Below are 12,747 nucleotides of genomic sequence, written 5' to 3' on the forward strand. Positions count from 1 at the left end.
AAAGAATAGAAAGCTCCCCTATTAACGGAAGCTTTCTATTCAAGTTAGTATGAAAATCCTTATTTTAAAGTGAGCGATTTACTTGGTCCAAACCCACTCCAACGATAGCCTTCTACTCTGATAAGACCGTTCGGAATGACATCGGAAAGTCTTTCTCTCTTTGAATACTTGACTCCTTTTCCGACTGCTTCTACTTTAAACGTATACTCTTTTCCTGGTTCAAGACCGTTTATGGTATAGGTAGTATCAGCCGTTGTCATTTCTGAGTTAATTGGCGTAAACTCTGCTCCTTCAGGTTTAATTGGCTGCCCATTTACATATACGCGGTATCCAATTACCTCTTGATTATTGGCTTTTGCCTCGTTCCAAGAGAGAGTAACACTTTCGTTTTCTTTATCGACTTTTGCCCTTAATACACCATTAAAGAATGGTGCTCCAATTGCATATGGAACTGCTGTTTCGACTTCAAGAGAAGTGTTATAAGGTGTCTTGTTTCCCGCAAGATCGACCGCTTCAACAGTAACATCATATTTTGTACCTGGTTGAAGATTGGATAATGTATAGTTGCTAGATTTAGCAAATCCGTGTAGTTTGCCGTTTGCATATACATTGTAGCCGGCAATACCAATGTCATCACTTGCAGCTTCCCATGAAACTGAAGCCCATGTAAAGCCTGGATAAACAACCTCAACTGCCTTGCCGCTAAACGTTTCACTAGCTGGAATCGTCGTTGTTGGTTCTTTAATCTCTGTATTTGCTGGAGGGACCGGAGCAGTTACATCAGCTTCTCCATTTGTTTTTACTTTGATTGTCGGGCCATCAGAAGTACGATTTCCAATCGCATCCGTTGCTTCCACTTTAAATCTGTATTTATTAGCAGGTGTTAAACCGGACACAGTAAAGCTTGTTTCTTTCGTTGTCGTATAGCCAGAGCCAATTTTCTCACCATCTTTATAGATAGTGTAGCCCGCTACCCCTACATTGTCGGTTGCTGCATCCCAAGTTAAGCTCACACTCTTACCATCTTCAGAAGAGATGGCTTGAACCGCCGAGTCTTTAGACCACTTAGGTCTTTGTGTGGCATCTACAGGTTCAGCTGTTGTATTTTCAAACGCAAGTTCTGTAGAATTTTTTATTCTCCAAGGATTTCCATTATTATCTTTGACGTTTGTGAATGCAACATTAATAAACTTAAAGTTTTTAGCGTAATCCATATTTACGGAATAAACATTATCAAACTTTACATCTTTAAAAGTAATATTTTCATGATATACTTCCCCGGCATCATTATTTCCTTGGACGAGGATTGCTTGTTTCTTACTGCCACCTTGATTGCGTATTGTCGTATTTTCAATCATCATATCTCTGAATTGCGAAATTTGCTGTGCAGGTTCATAAAGGATTGCTGCATTCGCATCTTCATAAGAAGAAGTGAAAACAAATGGACCATCGCCGTCAATGCCTTCTAAAGCATTATCCCGGAACAGAATGTTTCTTGCTCCGCCTCCCATAGGTGTATTGGTTTTGCTGCGTAAACCAACATCAGTTTTATACATGATGTTGTCTTCGACTACAAAGTCTTGGATCCAGCTGCCTGTATGACTGCCTGTCACCACGCCGCCGTGACCTTCACGAATATAATTATTGAAGATCCATGCATCTCCAGTCGGTTCTTTGTCTGCTGCTGCCTGTCCCATACCCGCTGCAAAGTTAATCGCATCATCTCCGGTATCAACAAAGTTATTGAAAACCATAATATGCTGGGAGTCACCAAACTCATAACCATCCGCATTATTGGCATCATATGTTTTTGAAATAGTGCCGTTTACAACAATGTTTTTACTATGAAGGTTCACAATCCCGTGGAAAGCAGGATTCAGTTGTGTAAATCCTTCATAATACATGCCATCTACACCACGTACCGTAATCAAGCTTGAGCGTGTGGAATATGCGGATTTCACGTTCATCCCCATCTCTTGAGAGGCGTATGATTGGGTGGCTCCTAAAATCCCCAGGGTATTCGGAGAATTAAGATTGAGCGGACTCATCTTTCCTTCTTCCACTGTTACATTTCCTGTAACTTTAGAGTTATTGCCAGCAAAGTAAAATGGAAGTTCCTTACCTGCTTCATCAATGGTTGGATTCTTAGAAGGATCGTGCTTCCAGCCATTCCCATCAATGGTTCCTTTCCCTGTAATTCTGATATTCTTAAGACTGCCGTAATCGTATGTATGAGCATTGATTAGGGAATAAGAACGCTCATCTGTCGAATAGTCATATACCCAAAAATTCCTGCTATAATCTTTTGGGTCATCTGAACCAAGTAAATAACCGTCAACTTGTAACGTCATATCAGATTTAAGCCAGATTTCACCGGAAATAAACTTTCCTTCTGGGATTAATACTTTCGCCCCTTTTGTTGCTGCATCAATGGCAGCTTGAATAGCTTTGGTATCCTTTGTGTCATCATCTGGAGTAGCACCAAAATCAACAATATTGAATACCTCTGGTAGTGGCGTTGTTTTTCCTTCAATTTTGTTTGAAGGTGCTGATTCAACTCCATCTTTATTTACTGAAGTGACATAAAATTGATAGGAACGGTTTGCTTCCAAATTTTCTACGGTGAAATTATGAATAAGAATATCGACATGAAAATCATCTTTATCGATATTTTCGTAGAAATTATCAATATACTGTTTTGCCGGACCCCCGTTATCCTTTAAAGCACTGCCGATTTTCTTCCCATCCATATATACATTAAAATCGACAATATCGATATAATTCTCAGGTTTTTCCCACACAAGAGTGATGCTGTCTTCGTCAAATGCAAGGGTCGGTATCTGTAAATTTACTGGTGCTCCTGGAGTAGAGGTTTGTGTTTTTGCCAGAGATGCTGCTCCGGAATTACTGAATACTAGCAATATTGCAAAAAATAGAGAGAGACTAGTTTTAAATATCTTCAACTCTTTTAACCCCTTTCATCTTTCTTTTATGAAGACCTTTTCCTATGCAAAAAAGCTGCATAAGAAAAGGTCCATATCAAACTATACATCATTGCCGTTACCCTAACACTTTTTGCTTAATTATGTCGTAGTACGCCATGCTTGCTAAAAGGAATGCACCCATTCCATGAAGATCATTTTCAGATGTTGGACGTGAAACATAGTAATCGTATGTTCCTGCGGAAGTTCCAATCACAATTCCTTTTAAGGTAAAAGAAGAATCATCACTCTCCACCATGTGCTCTAATAATCCTGCATAGGCTTTATCACAAACTTCACGGTAAGAATCATCTACTATGCCATGCTTAATAGCTTTCGCAATAAAGTATAGGAAGAGAGCAGAACAAGAAGATTCTAACCAATTGTCTGGACGGTCTCCTTTATCGACGACATTGTACCAAAGGCCAGACTGTTCATCCTGGAATTTGACGATAGCAGGAATGAAACTTTGTAGGGATTGAATCCACTCCTCTTGACCGCGTTTCTTTTCCCCCAAGACCTCTAACAGATCAATCAATGCAGCACCGTACCAGCCAACGGAACGCCCCCAGAAGTCCGGTGAACAGCCTGTTTCCGGATCAGCCCATGGCTGCACTTTTTTCTCATCCCAAGCGTGGAAAAGCAAACCAGTTTTAGGGTCTGTCATATGCTTTCTCATTAGCTTTTCCTGAAGTAAAACATGCTGAACCAATTCTTCTTCTTGAAAATGCTGGCTGTACATAAGCATAAATGGTCCACCCATAAAGAGACCATCCAACCACATTTGATAAGGGTATTTTTCTTTATGCCAGAAACCATTTTCAGTGGTTCTGTTGATTGTATCTAAGGCACTCCTTAATTTCTTTGCCGCAATCATATATTTAGGATGCTTCGTCTTTTCATATAATGGAAACAATAGAATCCCCGGCATGATAGAGTCTAACTGATCTCTCTCAAAAACGACATTTCCTTCTTCATCAATTAAGTGATCAAAGTATGCTTTGATGTAGTTGAAGTACTCATCCTTACCTGTTTCTTCCCATACTCTATACATTCCATATAGAAAGACGCCTTGGTGATAATGGAACCAATTTACTGGAGGTAAATCCTTAGCTTGGAAAGTATTCATTAATGCCTGGCATGCCTTTTCCGCCATCATAAGCGGTGTTTCTGTTCTGACTTTATTTGCTGTATTTCCCATTCTCCTAATCTCCTTTTCATTTAACAAAATTTATTCGTCTAAATAGGCAAACTGGGTGTTAATAGAATCAACACCCAGAATGTAGATTTAATTATTTCTTAAAAGTTTGGTCATATTTTGCTTTAGAGTCTTCAATTGCTTTTGCCCACTCATCTAGGAAGTCTTTTGCTGACATTTTTCCACTCATCACGGCTTGTACCCCTGGGTCTACTACGTCATCAAGGATTGCACGATAATCTGGCAAATAGAATGGTGGTTCATATAGTTTTGTATCTGGATTATTGTATACTTCAAAAGCAGTTTTGATATGCTGTGCGTCTTGCACCCATTCATCATCTAACACATCAGAGTTTGTAGGAATTTGACCAGTTTGTTGGTTCCAATAGCTTTGTGCTTCTTCTGAGTTAACAAATTCTACGAACTTCCATGCTTCATCAGCATGTTCAGTTGATTTGAAGATTGCTAGGTTAACTGCATTACCACCTTCTGCAACATATTGACCTTTTTCTGTAGTTGGCAGTGGAATTAACTTGTAGGAACCTGCTGGTAAGGCTTTATTGTGCTCTCCATACGAACCTGGATTGTGGTGTACCATTGCTACCACACCAGTATCAAAGCCGGCAATCATTTCTTTATAACCATTTGTGATATCACTCTTAGGCGTTAATTTGTCGTTATAAGAGAAATACTTCTCAACAAATTCTACGTGTTTAGGGTCATTGATGTTTGTCTTACCATTTTTATCAAAAAAGTCTAAACCGCTATAAGCAAACATGGCTCTCTGGATGGTGAAGGAAGCCCCTGCACCTCCGCGGATTGTAAATCCATACCGATTATTTGCTTCGTCTCTCATTTTTTCAATAACCGTAAAGAACTCATCCCATGTTTTTGGCTCTTTTACACCAGCTTGTTCAAACCAGTCAGTACGGATCCATAGGGCATCTAAATTCTGAGCATAAGGAATACCATAAAGCTTGCCATCTTGAGTTATTTTCTTATTTACTCCCGTAGCACTTGGGTTAATTTTTTTGCTGATATCAGACTTTTTGAAATATGAATCCAGTGGCAGCAAAGCCTCACGAATTGAAAACTCTGGCAGCCAAGTTGTTTGTACAGACCCAATATCCGGCGTATCCTCTGCTGCAATTGCTGCATCATATTTTGATTTAGCTGAAGCATTTGGAATACCTACATACTCAACATCGATATTCGGGTTCTTTTCTTCAAAGCGTTTAATTACTTCTTCCCAAACAGGAGTACGTGCTGGACCTGCATTTTCATCCCAAAATTGGAGTGTTACAGGTTCATCCGATTTCGTAGCTGCTTTTTTAGTATCCTTAGTTGCAGCTTTTTCTTCACCGCCGCAGCCTGCAAGCAACATTCCGGTTGCCATTGTTAGTGCAAGAACAGAGGTAGTCATTTTTTTCTTCATCATGGTAATGCCCCCTTAAATTTTTTATATTTAGCCTTTTACAGCTCCACCCATACCGTTTACAAGGTGCTTCTGTGCATAGGCAAATAAGATAACTGCAGGAATTAAAGCGATTACACTTCCGGCCGCCAAGGCACCATAGTTGATACTGAATTCACCCATCATCGTACTTAGTCCTACTGGAAGCGTGAACTTTGATTGTTGATTGGTCAGCATGAGTGCGATTAAAAATTCGTTCCAGGTATAAATGAAGGTAAATACTCCTGTTGCTACGATTCCAGGCAGCAACAATGGAAATACAACATGACGCAGTGATTGTAATTTTGTACAGCCATCAATCATCGCAGCTTCTTCTAATTCCTTTGGAACATTTGAGATAAAACCACTCATCAAGATTGTAGTAAACGGAATTTCGATTGCTGTATAGGTAATGATCAGTGACAGTGGATTACTAATCAGCCCAAGATTTTTGAAAATGACGAACAATGGAATAATCATCATCGCTCTCGGGATGAACTGTGTACATAGCAGCATAAGCATGAAGCTGCGTTTTCCTTTGAATTGGTATCTGCTCAATGCATAACCAGATAAAGTTGAACATATTAGAACAGCGATTACTGTAAAAACACCAACGATTAAACTATTTTTAAAGAAGGTAGCAAAACCGACATTGGTCCAAGCCGCGACAAAGTTTTCTGTTGTCGGGTTTACCGGCATATATTGCAGGGGACGTTTTACGATATCCCCTTCAGGCTTAAAAGCCGTATTTAGTGTCCAGTAGATTGGAAAGATGGTAAAACTCAATAACATCGTTAAAGGAAGGTATAGCGTTAAGATTTTGTCAACTTTTTTATTTACTGTAAACATCCTTCAAATCACTCCTTTTCATAACGGGATAGTTTCAGATAAAGGATGGCGAAAACTAGTAATATTCCAAATGACACGACCGTTAACGCCGAACCGTATCCAAAATTGCTTCCATGAACTGCTAAATCAGCAATATACATGGTAAGCGTTGTGGTTGAATGTGCAGGTCCACCACCCGTTAAGTTAAACAATAGATCGACGTTATTAAACTCCCAAACTACTCTTAGTAATGTAGTCAAGACAATCGTATTTTTTAATTGCGGTAATGTTACAAAAATAAACGACTTCCATCTGCTTGCACCATCTACTCTCGCTGCTTCATATAATTCATCTGGGATACTTGATAATGAAGCTAATAAGGTAATAGCAAAGAAAGGAATACCCCTCCATAATTCAGCGATAATCACTGCTGTAAAAGCTGTTGACGTATTTGCTAAGAATGCTTGAGGTTCATTAATGATTCCCATTTTCATCAGTAGGTCATTGAGTACACCCATATGTTCATTAAACATCAATGACCACATAGTGGATGCCAGGACCCCTGAAACCGCCCAAGGGATAAAGGCTGCTGCACGTACCAAACCTCTAAACTTAAACGTTTGGTTCAAAAGTAAGGCAAGAATCATACCAAACACTAATTGAAGACCTACTTCTGATACAACCCATTTCAAACTATTTATTAAACTAGGTATAAACATCTTGTCAGTTGTAAATATTTCTTTAAAGTTCTCTAATCCAGCAAACCCATTATAATATGGTGCCGACACATCGTAGTGTTGTACACTATAATAGAATACAGTTGCTATCGGATAAAAAAGAAATCCTAAGATAATAAGGAAAGAGGGCAGAATAAAAAGGTAGGGAACCCATTTATCCTTTTTGATCTTCTTCCGATTCACCGTCTTTTTGCTGTTAATAGCTGTTTCAGTAACACCTTGTGATAAACTCATCTAGTTTCCTCCTCTCTGTTTTTTATAATAAATGAAAACGGTTTCTTAAATAATTAAAGATTTTAAGATGATTGATTAAAATTTTAAGATATTTCAAAATATGGCTGAAAATAAAAAAGACATCCGCTGTTTAATGCAGCGAATGCCTAAATTATCTTAGATTAACGAATGATTCATCGTATTGTCTTTGAGACTCTTCCATTGCTTCTGCCCATTTATCTAAAAACTCTTCGACGGTTATTTTCCCACTCAACACCGATTGTGTACCTGTATCAACAATGGTATTTAGAATGGTACGATATTCCGAGAGATAGAATGGCGGCTCAAATAGAATCGTATCCGGGTCATTATACACTTTCTGGGCTATCTGAATATGTGGTGAGGCCTTTATCCAGTCTTCATTAAGTACATCCGAATTAGTAGGAAGCTGACCAACGCTTTTATTCCAAAAGCTTTGTGCTTTCTTTGAATTTATAAAAGTGATAAATTTCCACGATTCCACTGGATGTTTCGTTCCTTTAAAAATACTTATGCCAATGGTGTTTCCGTCTTCCGCTACATAATGACCTTCAACTGATTTTGGGAGGGGGATCGCCTGAAATTGGTTGGAATCCAGCGCTTCACTATGCTCTGCAAAGGAACCTATATTATGTTGTAACATCGCAATACTCCCTGAATCAAATCCAGCAATCATCGCCTTATAATCATTTGTAATATCACTAATAGGGGTATAGGTTTGATACATAGCAAAATATTTCTTTAAAAATTCTACATGCTTTGGGTCATTGATTGTACTTTTCCCATCTTTGAAAAATGTTTCAATTCCTGAATAGGCATACATCATCCGTTGTAACTGAAAAGAGCCCCCTGCGCCCCCACGGATTGTATATCCGTAGCGGTTATTTGATTTATCTGTTAATATTTCAACAGAATCAAAGAACTCATCCCACGTCTCAGGTATGTTCAAATTGGCGGCTTTAAACCAATCGGACCGGACCCAAAGGATATCGAGGTTTTGTGTATATGGAATCCCGTATAACTTTTGATTACTCACAATCCGCTTATTAAACTCTATCGCACCCTTATTTATCTTGTCCTTTTCGCTCCATTTTGAAAAATAAGAATCTAAGGGCAACAATGCATCACGATTCGAAAATTCTGGCAGCCAACTCGCATAAACACTAGCAACATCAGGCGTTTCCCCTGAAGCAATAGCCGCGTCTAACATTGCTTTTGCGGAGTCCTTAGGCAAACCAACGTATTCAACATCAATGGCTGGATTTTCTTTTTCAAATGTAGTGATTAATTTCTCCCAAATTGGGGTCCGCTGTGGTCCTGTATTGTCATCCCAAAAAACTATTTTGACCTTTTCTGCTTTTTGGGGGCTTGATTCTTTAACTAAGGATTCTTCACCAATGCACCCCGTAAGTACCAATCCCATTATCATGATCAGGGTCAACACAGAAATTGTTAGTTTCTTCCTAAACATGTTTTAATCTCCTCTTTGAACAGCCACTTACTAGAAGTATAAAATCATTCTACTCATTTTGAAGTCATCTGCAAAGGTAATCTCGATGAAAAAAAGAAAAAACATACTAAATCAGTCTTGAAATAACTAATAGTATGTTTTTTCTCTGAACTCCCCTTTAAAACTTGGTTAGTTGATGGTCAGTTTTTTGATATAGGACTTCTTTTATGTTAATTGGTTTCTTTTCAGCAACTGATCGCCATACCCCTTCACCAACTGCAATAGAATATGCACCTGACTCAGCACCAGCTAATATTTCATAATTCCGGGCAGGGTCCGGACCGAGAAAAAGATCTGCTAGAAGAATAGGGTCCCCGCCACCATGCCCGCCAGGCTCTTTAACAAGTTCAATCGTTTCTTTTCCACCGAAAATAGGATAATAATCTATCTTTTGTTCAGGATATTCAAACGGTATTCGAGAGGGTTCATGGTATTCAGTCGTTTCAATTCTTCCCTTCGTTCCATTAATAGCCAACCGATAACCTTCATATGGGGCAGAAAAATTAATTGAGTAGCTCAGCATACTCCCGCCGTCATATTTCACTGCAGCGACATAGGTATCCTCAATCGAAATCTCTTCATCAAAAATACAAGCGTCCGGCCGATAATTTGTATAAGGTACTTCCTTTTCATACACTCCTGCTAAGAGATGGTCATCTCTTACTGTAGTCGTGCCGATTCGTGGGTTCCATCGTCTAAAATAACTGCAGTTATTCCTAACATCGCAAGTACCGCAATAACGACCGGACTCTTTCCTTGGGTTCGCTTCACCATTTTCCCCAAAGTAATTCAGAGCACCGTACGCGAATACTTCTTCAGGCCTTTGGTCTAACCACCAATTGATAAGATCAAAGTGATGGGTAGATTTATGAATGGATAAGCCTCCAGAAATTTCACGACTCCGATTCCATCTTTTAAAATAGCTCGCACCATGATAGGTATCAATATACCAATTTAGGTCAATGGAAGTGATTCTTCCCACTTTCCCTTCCAGAATCATTTCTTTTATCTTCCGGTGGAATGTACTGTATCGATAATTAAATGTGACAATGACTTTCCCTTTGCTTTCTGCTTCGGCTAGCATCACCTTATAGGCATCCGCTGCATTTGTTACCATCGGTTTTTCCGTTATCACATTCACCTGTTTATATAATGCTCTTAAAATATAGTCAACGTGAGTATCGTCTCTCCCTGTAACAAGGACATAATCTGCCTTAGTTTGATCAATCATGGTTTCAAATTGTTCAGGATTGAAGGTTGGTACTTGTTCTAATTTCGGATATTTTTCTTTACAAATAGAGAATCGAAGTGGGTCAGAATCTAGTAATCCAACAATTTGATTTTCCTTTGAAAACTCATTTAAGATTGGTTTGATAAACATTTCTAATGCGCGATTGCTCACGCCGCAGATTACATACTTTTTCATAAAAATGTCCTCCAATTTTTAATAAAGGCCTATTAACTTGCTCTCATTTTATATAAAAACGTTTTCTATCTTAATAGATAATCTTTAGACTTTTGTGTAAATATTTAAGATAATATAGTTAGACATTCATTTAAATAAATTACAATATCCTATTATTTAAAGAAAAAGTTTATAATAAATTAAGTGATAAGACAAAAAAGATAAGGGATTTGGTATGAATGATTGGATTAGTAGTTATTTTAATTTTGGTTTTATTTTTGCCTTTTTCAGTAAAAAAGGTGGAACACAATTTAGAAATCTTTTTGTTTGTGATGGGGGTTGCTGCAGCTTCGATTAGCGGAATGATGAATCATCATCTCATTGAAAAAGCCCTGATTGACCCTATTACGATAACTCTAGCTGTCTTGATTGCAGGATTAATCTGTAAATGGGGGCAAGTTCAGTTGGAGAAATCTATCCTGTGGATGAACCGAATCCTTTCTCCTAGGATTTTCTTCGGATTAACTGTCATTATTTTAGGATTAGCCTCAAGCATTATTACGGCGATCATCGCTGCGATAGTGCTGGTTATTATCATTAACGTACTTCCTCTTGACCGTAAGTCTGAAATTCGCTTTACTGTTTTAGCATGTTTTTCAATTGGGCTGGGTGCAGCCCTCACCCCCATTGGTGAGCCCTTAGCAACCATTACCATTAGTAAGTTAAATGAAGACTTCTTCTACTTATTGAAATTAATCGGTCCTGAAGTAATTCCAGCGGTTGTAATATTTGGGATATTGACAATGTTTTTAGTTAATCCCCGTGAAAGTACTGACGGTTTAACGTCTGACCAAAAGGTAGAAAGCTATAAAGAAATACTGATTCGATCTGCTAAAATCTACTTATTTGTCATGGGACTAACCTTTCTTGGACATGGGTTTGAGCCATTAATTAATGAGTATATTCTTGGCCTTCACCCAATGCTGTTGTATTGGATTAATATGATCTCCGCTATTTTAGATAATGCTACACTTGCAGCCGCAGAAGTTAGTCCATCAATGGATCAAGCAACCATCCAGGCTGTTTTAATGGGGCTAATTATTAGCGGCGGTATGCTCATTCCTGGAAATATTCCAAATATTATTGCAGCAGGAAAACTTAATATTACAAGTAAAGAATGGGCAAGTTTTGGCGTCCCCGTCGGTCTTATAACCATGGCGGTTTATTTTGTTGTTCTATTTATGTTTTAAGAAATAAAGAAAGAATCGATTCCACTTGAAGTGGTGCCGATTCTTTCTTATTTTGTCAGCATATTCATTCGGGAAATCGCATTTTCCTTCATTAACGGAGTAAATAGGGAGTAACAATTTCTTCCCTGCTCTTTAGAATGATACATAGCAAGATCCGCGTATTTTATTAGATTTTCCATATCTTCACTATGAACCGGATGCAAACTAATGCCGATACTAGGAGAAATTGTAAAACTGCGTCCGTAAATAGAGAATGGTTCTTTCATCACTTTTAATATCTCATTACTTACTTTAAATACATCATCTGGTGAAAGAATTTGCGGCATAAGGATTATAAACTCATCCCCGCCAAATCTAGCTAAAACATTGTCAGCATGAATGACCCCTCTTAACCTGTTAGCAACTGCCTGTAATAACTGGTCACCTGCTTCATGTCCCAAGCTATCATTTATCACTTTGAAATGGTCTAAATCTAACAAAAGAACCCCCTTCATCTTATCTATTTCATCGGTACTTGAATGACAATCCTTTAGACATGTTTTTATAAACCAGCGATTTGGCAATCCTGTTAACGCATCATGGTAAGCCATATGCGAAATCTTCTCTTCCGCATTTTTTAAATCGGTGATATCCAATCCAAATCCAAGTAAATAGTCTTGATTAGATTCTTCAAGATGGATAATGGTTTTTCCTGTAAGCATATGGCATTTTTCCCCTTGGAATTCTGTGACTACCTCATTTGTTTGAATGGTACGCTTCTCCCATACTTCTAAGTCTATTTCACGCTGTCTTGAAGCAATCGCTTTAGGAAAGAAATCAAACACTGTTTTTCCTACAAGTTTTTCCATGTTTACACCGTGCGCTTTACAAGCCTGTTGATTTGCAAATATGGTTCGACCTTCAGGGTCCTCTAAGAAAATATTTATTGGCAGGGCATCGAGAATCTTTGAATGCAGTGATTTATTCATGCGAAGACTCTTTACAAGCTGTTTTTCTCTCTCCTCTAATTCTTCTACTCTTCTTCGTAACCTCTCTACTTCACTTTCATCGGTCATTTGGGAATTTAGTTTCATGATTAATTCCGCCTTTTAAGTTTTTAAATCTTCTAATAGTTTAATTTAATCATATTGCAT

Annotated in this window: 9 protein-coding genes; 1 reads left to right on the plus strand and 8 read right to left on the minus strand. The window is 38.3% G+C overall.

What is annotated here, in order from left to right; all coding sequences use genetic code 11:
* Positions 1-59: 59 nt before the first annotated feature.
* The 7 genes from F4694_RS11790 to F4694_RS11820 all read right to left on the minus strand — a co-directional run bounded on the left by F4694_RS11790 (position 60) and on the right by F4694_RS11820 (position 10,385).
* Positions 60-2,963 carry a fibronectin type III domain-containing protein gene (locus F4694_RS11790; RefSeq protein ID WP_179598051.1) on the minus strand — a complete coding sequence of 968 codons (2,904 nt, stop codon included), beginning with the start codon at positions 2,961-2,963 and terminating at the stop codon, positions 60-62.
* Between the two features lie 97 nt (positions 2,964-3,060).
* Positions 3,061-4,182, minus strand: a complete 1,122-nt coding sequence (locus tag F4694_RS11795; protein ID WP_179598053.1) for a glycoside hydrolase family 88/105 protein — start codon at positions 4,180-4,182, stop codon at positions 3,061-3,063.
* A 91-nt stretch (positions 4,183-4,273) separates the two neighbouring features.
* On the minus strand, positions 4,274-5,617 hold the full coding sequence (locus F4694_RS11800) for an ABC transporter substrate-binding protein (RefSeq protein WP_179598055.1): 1,344 nt from the start codon (positions 5,615-5,617) through the stop codon (positions 4,274-4,276).
* 27 nt (positions 5,618-5,644) lie between these two features.
* Complete coding sequence (locus F4694_RS11805; RefSeq protein WP_179598057.1) at positions 5,645-6,481, minus strand: carbohydrate ABC transporter permease; 837 nt, start codon at positions 6,479-6,481, stop codon at positions 5,645-5,647.
* 8 nt (positions 6,482-6,489) lie between these two features.
* Positions 6,490-7,431 carry a carbohydrate ABC transporter permease gene (locus F4694_RS11810; protein ID WP_179598059.1) on the minus strand — a complete coding sequence of 314 codons (942 nt, stop codon included), beginning with the start codon at positions 7,429-7,431 and terminating at the stop codon, positions 6,490-6,492.
* 151 nt (positions 7,432-7,582) lie between these two features.
* Positions 7,583-8,920: an ABC transporter substrate-binding protein gene (locus tag F4694_RS11815; protein WP_179598061.1), complete on the minus strand. Its 1,338-nt coding sequence runs from the start codon at positions 8,918-8,920 to the stop codon at positions 7,583-7,585.
* A gap of 157 nt (positions 8,921-9,077) precedes the next feature.
* Complete coding sequence (locus F4694_RS11820) at positions 9,078-10,385, minus strand: Gfo/Idh/MocA family protein (RefSeq protein WP_179598063.1); 1,308 nt, start codon at positions 10,383-10,385, stop codon at positions 9,078-9,080.
* A gap of 218 nt (positions 10,386-10,603) precedes the next feature.
* On the opposite strand from F4694_RS11820, the gene F4694_RS11825 reads away from it, so the two are divergent.
* The gene (locus tag F4694_RS11825) at positions 10,604-11,614 is read left to right on the plus strand and encodes a DUF1646 family protein (RefSeq protein WP_179598065.1); all 1,011 of its coding nucleotides are present in this window, start codon (positions 10,604-10,606) and stop codon (positions 11,612-11,614) included.
* A 47-nt stretch (positions 11,615-11,661) separates the two neighbouring features.
* Here the strand turns inward: F4694_RS11825 and F4694_RS11830 are convergent, their stop codons facing one another.
* On the minus strand, positions 11,662-12,687 hold the full coding sequence (locus F4694_RS11830; protein ID WP_179598067.1) for a GGDEF domain-containing protein: 1,026 nt from the start codon (positions 12,685-12,687) through the stop codon (positions 11,662-11,664).
* Between the last annotated feature and the right edge of the window lie 60 nt (positions 12,688-12,747).

Origin of the sequence: Neobacillus driksii, assembly GCF_013409995.1 — a bacterium.
Lineage (GTDB): Bacteria > Bacillota > Bacilli > Bacillales > Cytobacillaceae > Neobacillus > Neobacillus driksii.

What these genes read in the sequence shown, in the direction of transcription:
- F4694_RS11805 (WP_179598057.1), bottom strand. Translation starts at nt 6,481, where the DNA reads ATGTTTACAGTAAATAAAAAAGTTGACAAAATCTTAACGCTATACCTT.
- F4694_RS11800 (WP_179598055.1), bottom strand. Translation starts at nt 5,617, where the DNA reads ATGATGAAGAAAAAAATGACTACCTCTGTTCTTGCACTAACAATGGCA.
- F4694_RS11820 (WP_179598063.1), bottom strand. Translation starts at nt 10,385, where the DNA reads ATGAAAAAGTATGTAATCTGCGGCGTGAGCAATCGCGCATTAGAAATG.
- F4694_RS11830 (WP_179598067.1), bottom strand. Translation starts at nt 12,687, where the DNA reads ATGAAACTAAATTCCCAAATGACCGATGAAAGTGAAGTAGAGAGGTTA.
- F4694_RS11810 (WP_179598059.1), bottom strand. Translation starts at nt 7,431, where the DNA reads ATGAGTTTATCACAAGGTGTTACTGAAACAGCTATTAACAGCAAAAAG.
- F4694_RS11825 (WP_179598065.1), top strand. Translation starts at nt 10,604, where the DNA reads ATGATTGGATTAGTAGTTATTTTAATTTTGGTTTTATTTTTGCCTTTT.
- F4694_RS11795 (WP_179598053.1), bottom strand. Translation starts at nt 4,182, where the DNA reads ATGGGAAATACAGCAAATAAAGTCAGAACAGAAACACCGCTTATGATG.
- F4694_RS11815 (WP_179598061.1), bottom strand. Translation starts at nt 8,920, where the DNA reads ATGTTTAGGAAGAAACTAACAATTTCTGTGTTGACCCTGATCATGATA.